This is a genomic window from Roseibium alexandrii DFL-11 (assembly GCF_000158095.2).
Taxonomy (GTDB): domain Bacteria; phylum Pseudomonadota; class Alphaproteobacteria; order Rhizobiales; family Stappiaceae; genus Roseibium; species Roseibium alexandrii.
The window spans coordinates 3,955,786-3,976,548 of record NZ_CM011002.1; the positions used below are offsets into that span (position 1 = coordinate 3,955,786).

Consider the following 20,763-nt stretch of genomic DNA (forward strand, 5'->3'; position numbering starts at 1 on the left):
TGGCGATCAGGCGGCATCGGTGCTGGTTGTTTTGCCGTCACCATAGCGCTTTTCGATGTATTCCAGCACCATTTGCTTGAACTCGTCCGCGATGCCCTCGCCTCGCAGCGTGGTTGCCTTTTCGCCGTCGATGAAGACGGGTGCTGAGGGTGTTTCGCCTGTTCCGGGAAGCGAAATGCCGATATCGGCGTGCTTGGATTCACCCGGGCCATTCACGATGCAGCCCATCACGGCAACGTTCAGGCTTTCAACACCCGGATACTGTTCGCGCCACTTGGGCATTGAGACCCGAATGTGGTCCTGAATGTCCTGCGCGAGTTCCTGGAAGACCGTGGAGGTCGTGCGGCCGCAACCCGGACACGCCGCCACCACCGGCACAAATGCGCGGAAGCCCATGACCTGCAGGAGTTCCTGGGCGACCTGGACTTCACGAGTCCGGTCACCGCCCGGCTCTGGCGTCAGGGACACACGGATCGTGTCGCCGATGCCTTGTTGCAGCAAAATACCCATCGACGCTGCGGAGGATACGATGCCCTTGGTTCCCATTCCCGCTTCCGTCAGGCCGAGATGCAAGGCGTAGTCGCAGCGGCGGGCAAGGTCGGAATAAACGGCGATCAGGTCTTGCACCTGGCTGACCTTGGCCGACAACAGGATCTTGTCGCGGCCCATACCGAGGTTTTCTGCGCGTTCTGCCGACAAGAGCGCGGACTGGATAATGGCTTCACGCATGACGGCGTTTGCCGAGACGGGGGAAGCGCTCTCTGCGTTCTCGTCCATCAGCTTTGTCAGAAGTTCCTGGTCAAGCGAACCCCAGTTCACACCGATCCGCACAGGTTTGTCGTGCATTTGCGCGATATCGATGATCTGCGAAAACTGCGTGTCACGTTTGGCCTTGAAACCGACATTTCCCGGGTTGATGCGGTATTTGTCGAGAGCTGCGGCGCAGTCTGGATAGTCTGTGAGGAGCTTGTGGCCGATATAGTGAAAGTCGCCTACCAGAGGAACGTCCACGCCAATCCGATCCAAACGTTCCTTGATATGCGGAACCTGGGCGGCAGCTTCCGCGCGGTCGACAGTGATCCGAACGACTTCCGAGCCTGCCCGCGCGAGTGCCGACACTTGCGCGACCGTTGAATCCGCGTCTGCGGTATCCGTGTTGGTCATGGACTGAACCACGACCGGCGCGCCGCCTCCGACCATCACTGAGCCGACTTTCACCCCAACTGATTTGCGGCGTGGCAGGGGAGTTGCGAAATCATCAATCATGGCAAGGCCAACCGGTTGTCGTTCATGCGTCCCATATGTGGGAGTGTGCCTGTGTTTTCCAGCGCATCAATAGGGTGTCTTCAAAAAAAGGGCAATGGCAGCGCGTTCGGTGCGGGCGGAACTTGCGCTTGTTGTCATTGCGCGCGTGCCGTTTGCCCCATATGACAAGCGAGATTTTAGCGGGGCACTGGTCTCAACAATAGTAAAGTGGCGGGTTCGACAATGCTCAAACGGTTGCTGAGTGATGCAGCATCACTGGTCTTTGGACATCTGGAAACGGTCTTCAAGGTCTGCGGAGCCTGGTTTTTGATCCAGTTTGTGATTTCAATTCTGATCCTGACTGCGACCACCGGTGTTCCAGCCGATGCCGAAACACTGCCGCCAGCTGCAGGCTTGTTGTTGATGACGAGCACTCTTGTCGCCCTGATCTCGTCGGCATCCATATCCGTTGCTTGGCACCGGTTCGGCCTTCTTGGTGAAAGGGTTGGCAATATCTATTTGCGCTTTGGTAGAATTGAGATCCAGTTCATCTGGCGGATGCTTCTGATCGGCCTGTTTGGGTTCGCCGTTTCCCTGCCCCTCGTTTTTGTCGCGTTCATGCCGTCGGAATCGGCATCTGGTCTGGCAATCATTGCGCTTGTTTTGGGCTTTGCCCTCGTCATCATGCCGTTTCTTATGCGGCTTAATCTGGTGCTGCCAGCGACTGCGATCGAGCGGCCAATAGGATTCGGCGAAGCCCTTCGGATCGGCAAAGGGCTCGGTTGGCGGATGCTGTTGGCAATCGTGGTTCTGTCCCTGCCGTTTGTTCTCGTGACAATGGGGCTTCAGTGGGCACTTACGGTTGTTTCGATCGGCCTGCCTGCCTTGTTCATCCAGATCAAGGTGATGATCTTGAATGTTTTACTGCAGATAATCGTGACCGTGCTTGGCATTTCGGTGATCACTGCAGGATACCGCATGGCAATGGAAAGACAGACGCAATCGGCGCAAAGCTAGCGGATCGCTCGAAAAGACCTATCTTGGGTGAGAACCGGAATTCGAGGGGAGCCAATGTTTATCACCGTTCTGGAACGGTCGCTGTCGCTGGCGCAGCATAATATTGGAACGCTGTTCAAGACCGGCTGGGCCTACATTCTGGTGCTTGTCGCGCTTAACTTCGCGATCGGGTCTTCTTTGATGCCGAGCGGCGGGTTCAGCACCATTTCATATATGACCGAACCGGTTGAGACAGTGGACGAAGGAGCGCTGAGGGCGCTTGCAGCCCTTGCAAACCTTTTGGTCGGGTTCTCGATTGCCATTGCCTATGTGCGGAAGCTCCTGATTGATGCGCGCGACTTCCCTCTGTTTGTGGGACCCCGAACGTTCAAGGTGATCATCAACATGATTGTTTTGAACCTGATCGGGTTTTTATCTCTTATCCCGCTCGGAATTGCCGCCAGCATCCTCGCTGCGATTACAGGTGGCTTGGGCGCAATCGCGTTTCTCGCGGCGCCCTTCATCGCGCTGATGGTGACCCAGAAGTTCTCGCTCGTTCTGCCGGCTGCTGCCGTTGATGATCCCCTCACTTTCAAGGAAAGCTGGCGTGCCACCAACGGGCTTGGTTGGCCGATGGCTTTTGCAGCGCTCGTTATGAGTTTGCTTGCTGCAGTTCTCGTTGCCGGCGTCGGTCTGATCTTGAGCCTGATGGAAAATTTTCTTGCCGCCAATGTGTTCTGGCAGCAGATCCGGTCGGCCGCATTTCCGATGGCGACAATGCTGATCACGGTGTGGGTCTTCGCCAATCTCCATGCAACGTTTTATGGCATGGTCCGTGAACGGTTTGCTGCCCGTATTGGCTTGCGGGCCGAAGATTTGAAGCAGGTTGAAGAAACCCGCAACGCCGCTGATGAAAAAACGCGGTCAAAGGCGCGCAAGGCTCTTGCCGGGGCGCAAAAAATGCGCCGCCGTTGAACGTGATAGACCGAAGTCAGCTGTTTAAGGCGCGAATTTCGATTCTCATGTTGCAGTGCGGCGGTAACTGGTCAAAAGTCCCGCCAGACGTTTCATTCATTACGGGAGGATTTTCTGATGCTCGCCAATAAGACAGCAGTTGTGACTGGGTCAACGTCCGGGATTGGCCTCGGATGTGCCCGCGCCTTCGCTGAAAAAGGCGCCAACGTGGTCATCAATGGCCTCGGCGATGCCGATGAAATTGAAAAGACCCGCGCAGGCATTGAAGCTGATTTTGGCGTGAAGTGTGTCTACTCGCCGGCCAACATGCTGAAAGGCGATGAAATCGCGGAAATGATCTCCGACACCCAGAAGGAATTCGGGTCTGTCGACATCCTCGTGAACAACGCGGGCATCCAATACGTTTCCCCGGTCGATGAGTTCCCGATCGACAAATGGGACGCCATCATTGCGATCAATCTGTCTTCTGCCTTCCATGCTATCCGCGCGGCGGTACCGGGAATGAAAGAAAACGGTTGGGGCCGGATCATCAATACAGCCTCCGCGCACGCCCTCGTCGCGTCCCCGTATAAATCCGCTTACGTTGCCGCCAAGCACGGCATTGCCGGCCTGACCAAAACTGTCGCGCTTGAAGTGGCCGAGCAAGGCATCACCGTGAATGCGATCTGCCCAGGTTACGTCTGGACGCCGCTGGTTGAAGCTCAGATCCCGGACACGATGAAAGCACGGAACATGACCGAGGAAGAGGTCAAGAAAGATGTGCTTTTGAAGGCCCAGCCGACCAAGAAATTCGTCACCATCGAACAAGTCGCCGGTTACGCTGTCTTCTTGTGCTCTGACACGGCGTCTTCGATTACCGGTGCCATCATGACGATGGATGGCGGCTGGACAGCCCAGTAAGCCAATAGACTCAAGCCCGCAGGAGCGAAAAGAGCCATGTCAGATCCAAAGAAGATCAATCTGGCTTTGCAAGGGGGAGGCGCGCATGGCGCCTTCACCTGGGGAGTGCTCGATTGGTTCCTGGAAGACAGCCGGTTCGAACTCGACGGGATCACCGGGACATCTGCCGGGGCGATGAATGCGGTTGTGTTGGCCAGCGGCCTGGAGGCTGGCGGGGAAGAGGGCGCGCGTGCAACGCTGGAAGCCTTCTGGCGCGAAGTTAGCGCCGAGGCGCGTACCAGTCCGATCCAACGCTCGCCGCTGGATGTGCTCCTGGGCCATTGGAGCCTCGATTATTCACCGAGTTACCTCTATTTCGATGTGCTCTCGCGGTTCGCTTCGCCGTATGAATTCAACCCACTGAATTTCAATCCACTCCGCGACATCGTGGAACGGACGGTCGATTTTGAAAAAGTGCACTGCTGCTCCGGTTTGAAGCTGTTCATCGCAGCCACCAATGTCTTTACCGGCAAGATCCGGGTCTTCAGCGAGAAGGAAGTGACGCTTGATGCGGTGATGGCCTCGGCGTGCCTGCCGCAGCTTTACCAGGCCGTGGAGATCGATGGGGAGCCTTATTGGGACGGTGGGTTTATGGGCAATCCGCCGCTCTATCCGCTGTTTTATGAAACCGAAACATCGGATGTCGTCCTTATCCAGATCAACCCGATCGAGCGGCGCGAAGTGCCCCGGACGGCTCGCGAAATCGTCAACCGCCTCAATGAAATCACCTTCAACTCCACGCTTTTGAGAGAACTCAGGGCGATTGATTTCGTTACGCGCCTGATTGAAGAGGGAAAGCTGGACCGCAAGGAATATACTAAAGTGCATCTGCACCGGATCGCGGCCGAAGAACTGAAACCTCTTCAGGCTTCCTCCAAGATGAATGCAGAGTGGGATTTTCTGACGCATTTGCGTGACGTTGGCCGCCAGACAGCAAAAGAATGGCTCGACCGGCACTTTGACGACATCGGCGAGCGCTCCACCATTGATCTGCGCAAAGAATTCGCTTGATCTCTGGTGAGGCGCCGCCATTGGTCTGTTAATCCCTCGTTTAGGATGTTTGCAACTCGCCTTGCATAATGCAATGCGCGAGATCTGAACAATATCTAAACAAATTCAGTATTTTGTGGTTGCAAATACCGCAGTTTCTAGATCTTGCGTGTTTGAACAAAGAAACCAATTGGCAAGCCTTTTGCTCCTTATTTGGCACGCTGATTGTCAGGTAGTGCGTCGTCAGCGACATTGTGAATGGAAGAAGCAGGCACCTGCGACCCCGCCTGTTTCTTCCGTTGCAATTTTTTGGCTCCCGTCAGGGATGCTCTTCGCACACAATCTTCATGATTTTCGGTTTTAGTGATCCCACCTTACGATCCCGGTTTTAAAGATCGTGGCATACTTGGTCTTTGAACCGCCGCAGATCGCACTTATGTCAAGGGTTATGAGAAAAGGATCGGTTATGAAAAAGTCGGTTTTCAGCTTTTTGGCAGCAGGCGCGGTCATCGTTACCTTGGCGCCGCAGACCCGTGCGATGGAGTTGGACCCGCGTGTTCCACAAATTCTTGAAGACGGTGGCTGCCCGCGGTGTGACCTGTCCCTTGCGACCTTGCGTGGGATGAAGCTGGAGGGCGCGGACTTTCATCGGACCAATTTGCGTGAGGTCGACCTCAAAGAAGCTGTTATGCCCAGATCGAATTTTGAACGATCGGATTTCCGGCGCACTGAGGCCGAACGGGCCGATTTTTCGGCCAGTGATTTTGCTGGTGCGTCGATGCGGGCCGTGGATCTGGAGAAATCAAACCTCAACAGTTCGATTTTCCGGGATGCAGATCTTCGTGATGCAGACTTGAATGCAGCTGTCATGACCGGGTCGACATTTGAGGGTGCGGACCTGCGTAATGTGACGTTGATCCGCGCTGTTGCTCAGAACACATCGTTCAAATCCGCCAAATTGGACAATGCCAACCTGGAGCGGATGGATCTTCTGAACTCCGTCTTTCAGGGCGCGCGCATGCGCAATGTCAAGCTCGACCGCGCTCAGGCTGTTAATGCAGACTTTTCGGGCGCTGATCTTACAGGAGCGCGTCTCGTCAGCACCAATTTGAGCGGAGCCAACCTTACAGATGTCGATTTTGATGGCGCGCTGTTACGGCGGACACGGCTGAAAGGCGCGGATTTGACAGGGGCTTCCAATCTCGATCCAAGCCGGATCATCGATGCTTGCGGAGATGAAAATACTAAGCTGCCTGACGGCATAACGCTGGAGCCGTGTTCTTACTAGGATCCCCAGCATTGGAAAATGATAAAGGGCCGGTGTTCGATGCGAACCCGGCCCTTTTCTTGAGTTCAAGTGATTTTACCGGACGTCCAGAAAACCAATGATCTTGCGCACGTCCTTCAAAACGGGCTCGGCAATCGCGGAGGCGTTTTCCGCGCCCTCTTTCAAGATCGCATCGATCTGGGCCGGATCGCCGGTCAGCCGCCGCATTTCGTCTGTCATCGGAGCAAGCTTGGCAACTGCGAGATCTGAAAGCGCTGGCTTGAACGCGGAGAACTGCTGTCCGCCATACTCTTTCAGGACGTCGTCTTTGGACATGCCGTTGAGCGCCGCATAGATACCAACAAGGTTATCAGCTTCTGGCCGGCCTTCCAGACCATCGGTTTCGCTGGGCAACGCGTCTGGATCGGTTTTGGCTTTTTTGATCTTCTTTGCAATCGCGTCCGCATCATCCTTCAGATTGATGCGCGAAAGATCCGAAGGATCGGATTTCGACATCTTCTTCGTGCCGTCGCGCAGGGACATGATCCGGGTGGCCGGGCCAGCGATCATCGGTTCGGTCAACGGGAAATAAAGCTCTTCTGGCAATTCAGGAGAAGGTGTCGGGTTTGGAACGCCTATGCCCAGTTCCTTGATCCGAGCGCCAAAGTCGTTGTTGAACTTTGCCGCGATGTCACGGGTCAGCTCCAAGTGCTGCTTCTGGTCATCGCCCACCGGAACGTGGGTCGCACGATAAGCCAGAATGTCGGCCGCCATCAGGTTGGGGTAGGCGAACAGGCCAACAGAGGCGTTTTCCTTGTTCTTGCCGGCCTTTTCCTTGAACTGGGTCATGCGGTTGAGCCAGCCCATCCGGGCAACGCAGTTGAAGATCCAGGCCAGTTCCATGTGCTCACGGACCTGGGATTGGTTGAAGATGATCGATTTCTTGGGATCGATCCCGGCCGCCATGTAAGCGGCTGTCACTTCACGCGTTGCGTTTGTCAGTTCGCTCGGGTCCGGAAAACCTGCTGTGATCGCGTGGGAGTCCACGACACAGAAGATCGCAGGCATCTGATCTTGCAGCGGAACCCAGCGCGACACGGCGCCAAGGTAGTTGCCAAGGTGGAGATTGCCTGTGGGCTGAACGCCGGAAAAGACACGGGGCTGGAACGCCGTCATTTCATATCCCTTATTGGTGCGGCCGGTTGGAAGGGCGCTGTGAATGTTTTGGGCGCGACGGGTTTAGGCCTGACCGTGCTTCGATGCAAGCAAAGATGCCGTTCGGACAAGCGTTTGCGCGTCAGGTGTTGCGCCGCTTCAACGATTTAGCGAGACCAACCAGATCACTGCCGCCGCTGATCTGCGCAAAAAGCCCGAATACGGCAATGCCGATCAGCACCAGGGCCCCGAGGCTGGCGACCCTTATCAGAAGCCATCCATCCTTCAGGTAAGGCGCAAGGGCATCTGCAGCGAAATGAATGACAAGACCCATCAACAGGCTTGCCAGAAGCACTAGCATCAGTTTTCTCAAGACAGTGGCGTCTGGTGCGAAGTGTCCCCGCTTCCAAAGCACGATGACCAGGAAGCCGGTGTTCACCCAACCAGCAATCGTGGTTGCCAGCGCGATCCCGACATGCTGCAGGTACGGAAAGAAGGCGATCGACAAGGCGACATTGACCACCATGCCAATCGCCGCGAACTTCATCGGAGTTTTGGTGTCTTCACGGGCAAAATAGCCTGGCGAGAACACCTTGTTCAGGACAAAGGCGGGCAGGCCGAAGGAAAATGCCATCAAGGCAGCTGCCGTTCCTTCAACGGCGGCCTCATCGAACCGGACCCTTTGGAACAAGACCGAGACGATCTCGTCAGGGATGACGGCCAGCGCGACAGCTGCGGGCAAAGTCAGAACAAGAGAGAATTCCAGGGAACGGTTCAGGGTCTTTTGGTAGGCGGCTGTTTCGCCGGAGCGGAGCTGCCGGGTCAGACTTGGAAGAAGCACCACACCGAAGGCAATGCCGATGACACCAAGCGGCAACTGATACAGCCGGTCAGCGTAATAGAGCAAAGCATTCGCCCCGTCCTGCATTGATGCAATCACCTGGCCGACCGCGATGTTGATCTGTGTGACGCCTCCCGCAATCACACCTGGAATGCCAAGCACCAGCAGGCGTTTGGCGGATTTCGTATAGCGCGGCCGGTAAACGGGTACGCGGAAGCCGAGGCGCTTCAGATCAATGACCACCACGCTCAGCTGCACGATGCCGCCGAAGGTGATGCCGAGTGTCAGGATGATGCCAAGAGTTGTGCTGTCCTCAACGCCCCAGAACAAAACACCGCCGAGCACCAGCACCATGACCACATTCAGCATGACCGGCGCAAAGGCGGCAGCAGCAAAGCGCTGATAAGTGTTCAAGATGCCGCCAATGAAGGCGAGCATCGACATGAAAATCAGGTACGGAAAGGCGATCCGCGACATCAAAACCGTCAGATCGAACTTTTCTGGGTCAGACACGAAGCCCGGGGCCAAAGCCCACACAACAAAGGGCATGAAGATCTGAGCGAGTGCGGTCAGCGCCAGAAGGCAAAACAGCAAGGCGGAACCAATTTCACCGGCAAAACGCCGGGCGCTCTCCTCGCCGTCTTCTTCAACTGCGCGCCCAAAAAGGGGAATGAAGGCAGAGTTGAACGCGCCCTCGGCAAACAAGCGTCGGAATAGATTCGGCAAACGGAAGGCGACCACGAAGGCGTCGGCCACCGGACCTGCGCCGACTGCGGCGGCGAGCAGTACGTCCCGCACAAAACCGAGAACACGGCTCATCAGGGTGGCGCCGCCGACAGTTGCGAAATTTCGAACCAGGTTCATGCCAGCGGGGCTCCAGACACGGTGTACTTCTTTCTGAGGTAGCCGCTCAGGACGCCTGACGGCGGACTTTGCGTGCAACAGGTGCTGCCGGATCCAGCTCGACCTGGCCTTCAACGGCAGCTGACAAGCGTTCGCGAATGATCTCCTGGCGCCCGATATTAGCGATTTTCTGGCCTGTCAGATCGGTCACATAAAACACGTCGACTACCTTTTCACCGAATGTGGAAATATGCGCCGAACCGATGTTGAGATTGAGCGTCGCGATGGACCGGGTGAGGTCGTAAAGCAGACCCGGACGATCGAGGCCGGATACCTCCAGAACTGTGTAGTCATCGGACAAGGTGTTGTTCAACAGCACTTCGCTCGCCACCTTGAAGGCCTTCATCCGGCCTCTGACCGATCCTTTCTTCGCAACCGGTTCCGGAATCTGTTCGTCGCCGCGCAGAGTTCTCTCGATCAATGCGGTAATGCGCTCGCCGCGGCGGCGTTCGTCATCATCGCCCGGCAGCTCGCGGCCAATGAAAATCGTATCAAGGGCAAAGCCGTCCGTTGTCGTATCGATCTGTGCATCAACGATATTGGCCCCGGTCGAATAGCAAGCGCCGGCAATCACCGAGAGAAGACGCGGATGGTCCTGCGCCAGGATGGTAAGTTCGGTGACCCCTTCAAATGCCCGCGGCGTCACATCGAACGAGAGTTGTTCGCCATTTTTGTCTGCCTTGTGAAGCAGTTCGGCGTGGGTCTCCAGCCGATCCGGTTCTGTTCGCAGCCAATACGCCGGATAATGACGGTTCAAATAGGCCTTGCGGTCTTTGTCCGTCCAGTGCCCGAGCCGCGAGACAAGTTCTTCCTTGGCCTGGGTGATGGCCTGACCGTGGGACATCTTGGAATGTCCGCCGGTCAGGTGCGGTTCGGTGGCGTAGTAAAGCGTTCTGAGCAGCTGCCCCTTCCAGCCATTGAAAACACCGGGTCCAACGGCGCGAATGTCCGCGACTGTCAGGATCAGGAGCAGCTTCAAACGCTCATGAGATTGGACCGTATGTGCAAAATCGGTGATGGTTCTGCGGTCCGATAAATCGCGCGACTGGGCGATCGTGCTCATATCGAGATGGTGTTCAATCAGCCAGGCGACCGTTTCGGTTTCCGCGTCGTTCAACCCGAACCGTGGGCACAGCTTGCGCGCCACCTTTGCACCCGCAATGGAGTGGTCTTCCGGGCGTCCCTTGGCGATGTCATGCAGGAACATCGTGACATAAAGCAGTTTCCGGTTCTGAAGCGTGCGGATCAGATCCGTGGACAGCGGATGATCTTCGCCAGAGTCGCCGCGCTCGATCTCGGCCAGAACGCCGATCGACCGGATCAGGTGTTCGTCGACCGTGTAGTGGTGGTACATGTTGAACTGCATCATCGCGACGACCTTGCCGAACTCGGGTACGAACCGGCCGAGGACGCCTGTCTCGTTCATCTTCCGCAAGATCTTTTCCGGATGATTGCGCGATGTGAGCACGGACAAGAACAATCTGTTCGCTTCGGGGTCCTTGCGAACGTCGTTGTTGATCAGTTTCAGCGAATGGCGGATGAGCCGGGTCAGGCGCGGATGCATGTTGTAATCATACTTGTCTGCAAGCTGAAACACTCTGAGAAGATTGACCGGGTCGGTCTCAAAGATCGTGTCCGCAGTTACACTCAGCCGGTTGTTTTCAACGACGAATCCGGGTGCGCCCTTGACGGGCTGCGGTGCAGTGTTGTCCGACCGGCCGACACGAAAGCGCCGCATGATGCCGGAAATGCCTCGCCCGCGCGGGTCTTTTACGTGTTCGTCTTCCAGAGCGGCACACAGGATGCGCGTCAAGTCACCGACTTCCTTGGCGATCAGGAAGTAGTGCTTCATGAAGCGCTCGACATCCTTCATGCCCGGATGCTGGGTGTAGCCGAGCCGCACTGCGATCTCGCGCTGAACATCGAACGACAGACGTTCTTCCGGGCGGCCGGTCAAGAAATGCAAGTGGCAACGAACCGCCCAGAGAAAGTCCTCTGCGCGGCGGAAACGGGTTCTTTCGGCCCGTTTCAAAACGCCGATTTTCACCAGTTCCGACTGGCTCGACACCTGGTAGTGATATTTGGCGATCCAGAACAACGTGTTGAGATCCCGAAGGCCGCCCTTGCCCTCCTTGATATTTGGTTCAACGAGATAACGGGATGTGCCTTGGCGGCGGTGCCGTTCGTCACGTTCCTGCAGCTTGGCCGCAATGAATTCGGAGCTGGTGCCTTCCACGACTTCCTTTTGGAAGCGCGCAACGAGGTTTTCGAACAAATCTTCGTCGCCCCAGATGTGCCGGGCTTCCAAAATTGCTGTGCGGATCGTCATGTCCGTCTTTGAAAGCCGGATGCATTCGTCGATGTTTCGTGTTGCGTGGCCGACCTTGAAGCCCAGATCCCAGAGCATGTAGAGGATGTATTCGACAATCTGCTCACCCCATGGGGTCTGCTTGTAAGGCAGGACGAACAACAGATCGATATCTGAACCAGGCGCCAGTGTGCCGCGTCCGTATCCGCCAACAGCGACAACCGACATGCGTTCGGCGGCCGACGGGTTCTTGATCCGGTAGATGTGGTACAAGGCGAAATCGTAGATAACCCGGATGATTTCATCCTGGATGAAAGACAGGCGCTGGGCACACAGAAGTCCACCACCATCATCGGCCAGTTTGTCTTCGGCAATTTTCCGGGCATCCCGAACCGCAGTTTTCAACTCGCCCAGAACAGCGTTGCGGACCTTGGGATCAGAACCTTCACCATCGGTTGCCTCAGTCAGCGCCGTCAGGCGTGCTCGCAGTGCATCGGCGTCGATCAATCCGGAGTGGTCGTCTTGGGTGGATGTCATACCGATCTCAAACTTCCAAAAAAGGTCATTGCCGAATTGCGGCGAGCGCGCGGTTTATAGCGCTTTCATAATAAGGACGTGTAAATACCGATGCACGTCAGATGTCGTCTTTTACGGCGGCAACGCGCAGTTGGTGCAGCAGCCCTTCGAGAGAGGCATCGGAAAGGCCGCCGATTTTCAGGGCGAGTTGATTGGCAAGTTCTGTTGCCTTGGGGTTCATGCCTGCGGTGTCGATAGTGATGCGGGGATCGGAGAGCTCGGCAAGACGCTGGATCTCCTCTGCCTCGTCCCAGATCACATTGAAGTAGGCAATGATCCTTTGCACCAAAAACCAGGTCGGTTTGCCCCGCTTGCCATGTTCCAGTGCGGAGAGATAGGCGCTGGAGACGGACAGGGCCGCTGCCATTTCCTTCAAGGAAACGCCCTGTTTTGTTCTGAGTTCACGGATTTTAGCCCCAAGAGGTGTCACGTTCCTACCTGCGTCTTCTTATTCGCACATACAGCGCACCAGAGCCGCCGTGGGTTGTATGGGCTTCTTCATAGCCCACGACAAGATGGCGCACATCCGGCATTGCCAGCCATTGCGGTACCATTCTGCGCAAAACTCCGCGTTCGTCCATATAGGCATAGCCGGGCCCGCCGCCCTTTCCGGTAATCACCAGCACGACCTTGTGTCCCCGCGCCTGGGCTTCATAGAGAAATCCGCGCAAGCGATCGTGGGCTCTGTCCTGCGTCAGTCCGTGCAGGTCGATGCGGGCGTCGATCTGCTTTACACCGCGCACAAGTTTCTTGCGGTACCGGTGCTCAAGCTGCCGCAATGGCGGCGGTGCCACGGGTTTCGCCGGTTCGGGCGCATGGATAGCGGTTGATGTTTTGGGAGATTTTGCAGCCGCCTTGGGTGTTGCATCTATGAACTGCTCCAGCTCCGCCATTTGAGCCTTGGCGCGCTCTGCATCAAGCGGTGTGGCTGTTTTGGCGACCTTGCCCCAGAGCTCCCGGTCTTCGGGAGACAGCATGCCCTTTCTGCCGCGCTTGCTCATGCCGTCAGTTCCCGAGGCCAGTTGAGCGCCTGGGCAGCAACACAGTAAAGGTGGCTCCATGCCGGATCTCACCGGCAATGCGTCCGGCATCGTCTCCGGAGCCGACAAAGATGTCGCCTCGGGATTGACCCTTGATCGCGGAGCCCGTGTCGTCGGCCACCATCAGGCGGCGGTATTGATTACCGGGCCGCTGCAGATCTTCAAACTCCGCAGAAACAAATACAGGCACCCCATACGGCATTACGCTGTCGTCGATTGCCAGACTTCGGCCGGGTACGAGAGGCAGTCCGGCTGCGCCGATTGGTCCTTCGTTTGTTGCAGCTTCAGTAACTTCCCGGAAGAAAATGTAGGACCGGTTCTCCTTGAAAAGCAGGTCCCGTTCATCCGGGTTTTGTTCCAGCCAGCGGCGCAAGCCGGACATTGTGAAGTCTTCCGGGGAGCCCTCACCACGTTGAACCAACAACCGGGCAATTCCGGTGTAGGGGTGGCCGGTTTTTCCGGCATACCCGACCCGCATCGTTGTGCCGTCAGATAGTTTCAATCGCGCCGAGCCCTGGACATGGATGAAGTAAGCGTCGATCGGACTGCGGAGCCAGACCAGTTCCAGATCCTCGCCATCAAGGGCGCCATCCATGATGGCCCCGCGGTCTGGCATTTCGATGACTTGGCCGTTGATCTTGCGGCCATGTGTCAGGTGCCTTGGCCAACCAGAAGGACGGGCCTTTGCTGGGACGTGAACCAGCCCATCCGGTTTTTTCAGAAGCGGGACGTTGAATTCGGCTGTTTTTTCGCGGGACCCGGCCACTTCAGGTTCGAAATACCCAGTTACGAACCCCGGCTCACGAACCTGAAAAGGCTCGAAATGGATTTCAAAAAACGAGCGCGCATCCTTTGACGCTTGGGCCGCCTTGCACAGCGCGTTGCGATGGTCTTTGGAAAGCTGGAATGGTCCCCGGTTTGCATCTGACGGTGCACCAGACCCACAGAACCGCTTGAACGCGACAAGTGCGTCTGCGTGCTGATCCGTTGACCAACCGATGAGATCGGCAAATTGGACTGGTGTCAGATCGGCAGATTGGATCGGGCCTTGTGCCATGGCAGTTAAAGGTCCTGCAACAAAAAGAGACGCGGCAAAAGCCGCGCCCTTAAATAATATTGCCAAACCAGACGGCCGCGTTGATCCGCGCATGCCTGCCGGGGCGCTCACGGATTTACTCGGCAGATTCGGTCGCGACCAGCTTCCAGTTCGGATCCCGCGTAGCGGTGTCACGTGCGAAGGTCCAGATGTCTATGACTTCCGTAACCTTGGCCGGATCACCATCAACAACTTCACCGCCCTTGTCGCGCGTTGCAGAGATCAGCTGGCTGTGGATCCGTACAGTGACTTGCGCAGTGGTGTCTTTAAGAGCCGCTTCCACGATTTCCGCTTTGTCGATGCCAACGAACGTGGACTCGATCGTCTCACCGCGTTTTTCACGATCGTCGATCGCCGCGCTAAAGCCTTCGAACACATCACGGGACAGAAGATTTTTGAGAGCCTTCTTGTCGCCATCGGCAAACGCCATCACGATCATTTCGTAAGCCGCTTTGGCGCCTTGGATGAACGGCTCCGGCTCAAAGCTGCGGTCAACCGACAGAATTTGCTTCAGCGCATTGTTCAGCGCAGACCCGGCCGGTGCAACCTTGTCGATGACAACTTCACCATCTTCTTCCTGACGCGCCGGAGCCATGTCGTCGTAACCTTCCGGCGATTGTTGCCCTTGATGTGGCAGCGGAATGACGTTGTCCTGGCCGTTGGCCTGACCATTTTGCTGCTCTGGCTTTGAATAGGGGTCAAACGGTGGGCGTTCCTCGCCGGTGCGTTTGCCGAGAACAGAGCGCAACCGGAACAAAATGAACACCGCCAGTCCAAGAAGCAGCAGATTTAGGGGATCAAAAATTTCATTCATCTTCTATTCCGGCTACCCTTTCAGAGGCTGGTAGGCTGCCCCTGACTTGTTTTGCAAGGCCCGTGCGATGCACGTTTAGGTCAGATATGTTCTATTTAGTGGGTTCTTCAACCAGCATCCAGACCCAAGAGCAAGACTGAATTTGATCGAAGTGCACATTCCTTGCGACCGGCCGCTCGCATTTTTGTGACAGAGTGTCTACATCTTGGATCAGATAGTACAGATTTTCACCCTACCAGACGATGGAGCCTCCGTGGGACTTTATATCATAGCAGGCATAATACTCCTGCCTCTGATCGAAATCTCGGTTTTCATTTGGGTTGGCGAGCTTCTTGGGGTTCTGCCGACGATCCTTTTGACCGTGCTGACGGCCATGGCCGGCACACTCATGCTGCGTCAGCAGGGGCTGTCGCTCTTGATGCGTATGCAAAAGGAACTCGATGGCGGGCGGGCACCGGGCAACGAGGTTATGCAAGGCGCTATGATTGTGCTGGCGAGTATCCTGCTTTTGATCCCGGGGTTTGTCACGGACGCCATCGGTTTGCTGCTGTTTATTCCGCCGGTCCGCGAAAGTCTTGCGAAGTTCATAATTGCGCGCTCCAACGTTGTGATCATGGAGGGCGGAACCATGCGTCCGCGGAACGAGGACGGTGTTGTGGATCTGGATGCGGACGACTGGAAAGAGACCGATCATGGTCCGGACGCCGGAAGCCAAACGCCCGGTCAGCCGCGCATCAGTCCTTGGAACGATGGGTCGGAAAAACCGAACTCATAGATTGTTTGCCAATTCCGCAAGAAATCACCGAAACGTGACTTTGCTTTATGCGTAATTTTTACCGGTTGCGCGCTAGACCTGCCCGAATTGGGGATTTCCGCAGCAGGTAACGGATATGGTACAGGCTCCGCGCGTCGATTGGGTTGATACGGCTAAAGGCATTTGCATTGTCTTTGTCGTCATGATGCATGCCGTTCTGGGTGTTGAGGCTGCGGCGGGAGAAACCGGTTGGATGCATGCGGTCATCGCCTTTGCCGCCCCCTTCCGGATGCCGGATTTCTTTCTGATCTCCGGGCTCTTTCTGGCTAACGTCATCACCCGGGACTGGAAGCTCTATCTCGACCGGAAAGTCGTTCATTTCGCTTACTTTTATGTGCTCTGGATGACCATTCAGTTCGCCGTGAAGGCGCCGGTCTTTGCCGGTGAAATGGGCTGGGCCGGGGCGTTTCAGTTCTATCTGGTTAGCTTCTTTCAGCCCTTTGGCACGTTGTGGTTCATTTACATGCTTCCGATCTTCTTTGTTGTCTGCAAATTTGCGTATGACAAAGGGGTGCCCTGGCAAATCATGCTGGGTATCGCGGCTCTTTTGCAGATCGCGCCGATCCATACCGGCTGGCTTTTGGTTGATGAGTTCGCATCGCGCTTCGTTTATTTTTATGCTGGCTACATTTTCGCGCCAAAAATCTTTGAGCTTGCAGAGTGGGCGCGGGACCGGGTCAGCCTGAGCCTCGCGCTGCTACTCGTCTGGGGCGTCATCAACGGTGGTCTGGTCTTTATTGGCTGGTCTGAATTGCCACTCGTGTCGCTGGCACTCGGAGCAGCCGGCGCGTGTGCGATCATTCTCACCAGCGCGCTCATCGTCAAAGCCGGCAGCATGGATTTCCTGCGCCACTTCGGCGCAAACTCTATCGTGATCTATCTGGCGTTCTTCTTCCCGATGGGTCTCACGCGGGTGATCCTGCTGAAACTCGATATTCTTGACATCGGCACCGTGTCGCTGATCGTGAATATCGTCGCCGTCATTGCGCCGGTGATCCTGTTGTGGGTCATCGAGAAAACCGGCATTGGCTGGTTCTTGTTCAAACGGCCGGAATGGGCCTATCTCGGCGGCACCTACGGCCGGAAAACGGCACCCCAAGCGGCGGAGTGACAGGAGAATTTTCGCACCCTTCAATTCTTAGGCTTAGAGGCCTTGGCCCTTTCAAGCCTAGGTGCCTTGCGATATGGACCGAACAAAAAGTGGTCTAGAAAAAACAAGCAAACAAAAAGAAGCAAAGCCGCAGGGCCGATCTTACTAATGAGATCATAGCTATCGCTCTTGATTGCCATGAACATTAAGATCGAAATTGCCAAAAATGCAGCCGTTAAAGCGCGGTATGAATACGCTTTAAGGAGAGATATCCATTCCCGGTCAGACCTAGCTTCTTCGAGTTTTTCGATCATAACCGCGTACCTGTTCAACACGCGAAGTATCGCAACCCATAAAAGGGATAGGAGGAGAACGCTAAATGCTGTGGTGAATTCAAACGCTTTTATGTCAAACAAGAAAACATAGACGCCCGAAGCAACTAGAATAGAAAATCCAAAATCGCTCTTTGATAAAGGCGCGGGAATTGATGCAGTTTTATCCATCGAACTTCGATCTTTAATTGTATATTTGAAACATACACCCATTCTGGAAATTTAAAATAGGCTATTGCTCAACAGCGCGTTCAAGGGCATCGTCCGCGCCATGTCGACACAAGAAAATTCCGCCGCCCTCACCGCTGACGACCATCTCATTCTGGTTGATGGCTCGACCTTTATTTTTCGCGCCTATCACGCGCTGCCACCCTTGACGCGCAAGCCCGACGGCTTGCCGGTCGGCGCTGTTTCCGGGTTCTGCAACATGCTGTGGAAGCTGCTGCAGGAAGGGCTAACCCCGGAAGAAGGCGATGAGCCGACCCATTTTGCGGTGATTTTCGATCATTCCGCACAAACGTTCCGGTCCGAGATTTATCCGGAATACAAGGCGCAGCGCCCGCCCCCGCCGGAAGATCTGGTGCCGCAGTTCGGCCTGATCCGGGAAGCTACCCGCGCGTTTTCCACCCATTGCATCGAGCAGGAAGGCTTTGAAGCCGACGATCTGATCGCGACCTATGCCCGGCAAGCCGCTGAACAGGGTGCGCGCGTCACCATTGTCTCCGGCGACAAGGATCTGATGCAGCTGATCGGGCCGAAGATCGGCATGATCGACACCATGAAGAACAAGACCTTCGGAGAGCCGGAAGTCTTTGAAAAGTTTGGTGTCGGCCCGGATAAGGTCATCGAGGTGCAATCCCTCGCCGGCGACAGCGTCGACAACGTGCCGGGCGTGCCGGGCATCGGTCTGAAAACTGCTGCCCTTTTGATCAATGAGTTCAGCGATCTGGAAACACTGCTCGCCCAAGCCGCCACCATCAAGCAGAAGAAGCGCCGGGAAAACCTGATCGAGTTTGCCGACCAGGCGCGCATCTCCAAAGAGCTGGTGACTTTGAAGCAGGATGTGCCGGTGGTAATACCGGTTGGAGATCTCTCGGTCTGCGAGATTGATGGGCCAAAAGCGGTCGGCTTCCTGAAAGCCATGGGCTTTACGACGCTGACAAAGCGCGTTGCGGAGACCACCGGCGCGGACGTTGCCAATGTAGAGGCGACGGACCTTGAGGTTCCGGGCTGGGATGTGCCGGACCACAAGGGCCGGATGATGGACCGCCCGGGCGGCATGGCCGCGCCTGATGCTGACAACAACAGCGGAGACAGTCCTGCGCCTGATGGACTGATGGTGCCGCAGACCGTGGCTGATGAGCGTGCGGCCAGGATCGGCGCAATCCCGGTCGATTCCAGTGCCTATGAGACCGTAACAACGCTGGAACAGCTTCAGCCCTGGATCGATGCGGCCTATGAAAAGGGCTATGTCGCCTTTGATACGGAAACCACCTCGCTCGATGCCATGCAGGCCGAGCTTGTCGGCATTTCCCTAAGCTGCAAACCGGGCAAGGCCTGCTACATTCCGCTGACCCACAAGGACGGCGAAGGCGATCTTCTCGGCGGTGGCGGACTTTTGCCGGACCAGATCCCGCTGGACGATGCGCTGAAAGCGCTGAAACCGATGCTGGAGGACCGCGGCATCCTGAAGATCGCGCAAAACCTCAAATATGACTGGCTGGTGATGACACGCCATGGCGTTGACGTCGACCCTTATGACGACACCATGCTGCTCTCTTACACCGTGGATGCGGGCAAGGGTGGCAACGGCATGGACGAGCTGTCGGAGCGCTGGCTCGGCCACAAGCCGATCCCGTTCAAGGAGGTCTGCGGCTCGGGCAAGTCGATGATCACCTTCGACAAGGTCGCGATCGACAAGGCAACCGCTTATGCCGCCGAGGATGCTGATGTCACCCTGCGCCTGTGGCTGACCCTGAAGCCGCGTCTTGCCAGCGATCACATGGCAACTGTCTATGAAACGCTAGAACGGCCGATGGTGCCGGTGCTGGCCCGAATGGAAAAGCGCGGCATTTCCGTCGATCGTCAAATGCTGTCCCGCCTGTCCGGTGATTTTGCCCAAGGCGCGGCGGCTCTGGAAAGCGAGATCTATGAACTCGCCGGTGAAACCTTCAATGTCGGTTCGCCAAAACAGCTCGGCGATATTCTGTTCGGCAAGATGGGTCTTCCCGGCGGCAAGAAGACCAAGACCGGGGCCTGGTCGACCTCTGCCCAGGTTCTGGAAGATCTTGCAGCCGAAGGCCACCCGCTGCCGTCGAAAATCGTTGAATGGCGGCAGCTGTCGAAGCTGAAATCGACGTATACGGATGCCTTGCCGGGTTATATCAACCCGGAAACGAAACGCGTGCACACGTCCTATTCGCTCGCGGCGACAACCACCGGACGGCTGTCCTCCTCAGAGCCGAACCTTCAAAACATACCGGTCAGAACAGAGGCTGGCCGCAAGATCCGCCAGGCCTTTATTGCTGAAAAGGGTCAGAAGCTGATTTCGGCCGACTACAGCCAGATCGAGCTGCGTGTGCTGGCCCATATGGCGGACATTCCGCAGCTGAAAAAGGCATTTGAGGACGGGCTCGACATTCACGCGATGACGGCAAGTGAAATGTTCGGTACGCCGATTGAGGGCATGGACCCGATGGTCCGCCGTCAGGCCAAGGCCATCAACTTCGGCATCATCTATGGCATTTCGGCATTTGGTCTTGCCAATCAGCTGGGCATCTCACGCGGCGAGGCGGGCGACTATATCAAGACCTATTTCCAGCGTTTCCCGGGTATCAAGGACTACATGGAAGCGGTCAAGAAACAGGTGCACGCGGACGGCTATGTCACCACGATCTTTGGCCGCAAGGCGCATTATCCGGAGGTGAACACCAAGAACCCGAACATGCGGGCGTTCTATGAGCGCGCCGCGATCAATGCGCCGATCCAGGGCTCGGCGGCAGATATCCTGCGCCGGGCCATGGTGCGCATGGAAGACCGTCTGACCGCCTCAAAGCTGGACGCGCAAATGTTGCTTCAGGTACATGACGAACTGATTTTCGAAGTACCGGAGGATCAGGTTGAGGCGACAATACCCCTCATCAAGGACGTCATGGAAAACGCCTGCGATCCCGCGCTGAAATTTTCGGTGCCGCTCCAGGTCGACGCCCGCGCCGCGGACAACTGGGATGAGGCGCATTAGGAAGGCTTAACGTTTCAGCACTGCCATGCCGTCATTGCACGTCTGTACTGCGAACCCTTTGGGTGGAGAGATCTGGTAATTTCTTCACAAATCCGCCATATAAGGCTCATTATGGCGATGAAATGCGCCTGGATTTCAACA

At 56.3% G+C, this 20,763-nt stretch carries 17 protein-coding genes; 8 read left to right on the forward strand and 9 right to left on the reverse strand.

What is annotated here, in order from left to right; translation table 11 throughout:
- Positions 1-6 precede the first annotated feature (6 nt).
- Positions 7-1,266 (reverse strand): flavodoxin-dependent (E)-4-hydroxy-3-methylbut-2-enyl-diphosphate synthase, encoded by a 1,260-nt coding sequence (ispG, locus tag SADFL11_RS18165; protein WP_008197101.1) that lies wholly within the window; start codon positions 1,264-1,266, stop codon positions 7-9.
- A gap of 222 nt (positions 1,267-1,488) precedes the next feature.
- Between ispG and SADFL11_RS18170 the strand changes: the two genes are divergently transcribed.
- The 5 genes from SADFL11_RS18170 to SADFL11_RS18190 all read left to right on the forward strand — a co-directional run bounded on the left by SADFL11_RS18170 (position 1,489) and on the right by SADFL11_RS18190 (position 6,433).
- A complete protein-coding gene (locus tag SADFL11_RS18170) occupies positions 1,489-2,262 on the forward strand; it encodes a hypothetical protein (RefSeq protein ID WP_008195209.1) in 774 nt (257 codons plus the stop codon).
- A 54-nt stretch (positions 2,263-2,316) separates the two neighbouring features.
- A complete protein-coding gene (locus SADFL11_RS18175; RefSeq protein ID WP_008196603.1) occupies positions 2,317-3,216 on the forward strand; it encodes a hypothetical protein in 900 nt (299 codons plus the stop codon).
- A gap of 117 nt (positions 3,217-3,333) precedes the next feature.
- Positions 3,334-4,116, forward strand: coding sequence for a 3-hydroxybutyrate dehydrogenase (locus SADFL11_RS18180; RefSeq protein WP_008189001.1), 783 nt, complete (start codon positions 3,334-3,336; stop codon positions 4,114-4,116).
- Between the two features lie 36 nt (positions 4,117-4,152).
- Positions 4,153-5,166, forward strand: a complete 1,014-nt coding sequence (locus SADFL11_RS18185; RefSeq protein WP_008191599.1) for a patatin-like phospholipase family protein — start codon at positions 4,153-4,155, stop codon at positions 5,164-5,166.
- 445 nt (positions 5,167-5,611) lie between these two features.
- Positions 5,612-6,433: a pentapeptide repeat-containing protein gene (locus tag SADFL11_RS18190; RefSeq protein WP_040452658.1), complete on the forward strand. Its 822-nt coding sequence runs from the start codon at positions 5,612-5,614 to the stop codon at positions 6,431-6,433.
- 75 nt (positions 6,434-6,508) lie between these two features.
- Here the strand turns inward: SADFL11_RS18190 and trpS are convergent, their stop codons facing one another.
- The 7 genes from trpS to SADFL11_RS18225 form a co-directional block, all read right to left on the reverse strand.
- Positions 6,509-7,588: a tryptophan--tRNA ligase gene (trpS, locus tag SADFL11_RS18195; protein ID WP_040451170.1), complete on the reverse strand. Its 1,080-nt coding sequence runs from the start codon at positions 7,586-7,588 to the stop codon at positions 6,509-6,511.
- A gap of 121 nt (positions 7,589-7,709) precedes the next feature.
- A complete protein-coding gene (gene murJ, locus SADFL11_RS18200) occupies positions 7,710-9,272 on the reverse strand; it encodes a murein biosynthesis integral membrane protein MurJ (protein WP_008189143.1) in 1,563 nt (520 codons plus the stop codon).
- Positions 9,273-9,318: 46 nt separating this feature from the next.
- Complete coding sequence (locus SADFL11_RS18205) at positions 9,319-12,156, reverse strand: [protein-PII] uridylyltransferase (protein WP_008191432.1); 2,838 nt, start codon at positions 12,154-12,156, stop codon at positions 9,319-9,321.
- A 97-nt stretch (positions 12,157-12,253) separates the two neighbouring features.
- A complete protein-coding gene (locus SADFL11_RS18210) occupies positions 12,254-12,625 on the reverse strand; it encodes a helix-turn-helix domain-containing protein (RefSeq protein ID WP_008192375.1) in 372 nt (123 codons plus the stop codon).
- A 4-nt stretch (positions 12,626-12,629) separates the two neighbouring features.
- Entirely contained in the window at positions 12,630-13,196 is a 567-nt protein-coding gene (locus tag SADFL11_RS18215) for a Smr/MutS family protein (protein ID WP_008195139.1), read from the reverse strand.
- Positions 13,197-13,200: 4 nt separating this feature from the next.
- Entirely contained in the window at positions 13,201-14,292 is a 1,092-nt protein-coding gene (gene mltA / locus SADFL11_RS18220) for a murein transglycosylase A (protein WP_008197315.1), read from the reverse strand.
- Between the two features lie 115 nt (positions 14,293-14,407).
- Positions 14,408-15,145, reverse strand: a complete 738-nt coding sequence (locus SADFL11_RS18225) for a Tim44/TimA family putative adaptor protein (protein WP_008188612.1) — start codon at positions 15,143-15,145, stop codon at positions 14,408-14,410.
- 253 nt (positions 15,146-15,398) lie between these two features.
- Here SADFL11_RS18225 and SADFL11_RS18230 point away from each other — a divergent pair, with 253 nt between their 5' ends.
- On the forward strand, positions 15,399-15,920 hold the full coding sequence (locus SADFL11_RS18230) for an FxsA family protein (protein ID WP_040451169.1): 522 nt from the start codon (positions 15,399-15,401) through the stop codon (positions 15,918-15,920).
- Between the two features lie 115 nt (positions 15,921-16,035).
- Positions 16,036-17,070, forward strand: coding sequence for an acyltransferase family protein (locus SADFL11_RS18235; RefSeq protein ID WP_008191949.1), 1,035 nt, complete (start codon positions 16,036-16,038; stop codon positions 17,068-17,070).
- Between the two features lie 20 nt (positions 17,071-17,090).
- On the opposite strand, the gene SADFL11_RS18240 is transcribed toward SADFL11_RS18235, so the two are convergent.
- Positions 17,091-17,552 (reverse strand): hypothetical protein, encoded by a 462-nt coding sequence (locus SADFL11_RS18240; RefSeq protein WP_040451168.1) that lies wholly within the window; start codon positions 17,550-17,552, stop codon positions 17,091-17,093.
- Between the two features lie 100 nt (positions 17,553-17,652).
- Between SADFL11_RS18240 and polA the strand changes: the two genes are divergently transcribed.
- On the forward strand, positions 17,653-20,622 hold the full coding sequence (gene polA / locus SADFL11_RS18245; protein ID WP_050776165.1) for a DNA polymerase I: 2,970 nt from the start codon (positions 17,653-17,655) through the stop codon (positions 20,620-20,622).
- Positions 20,623-20,763: the final 141 nt, after the last annotated feature.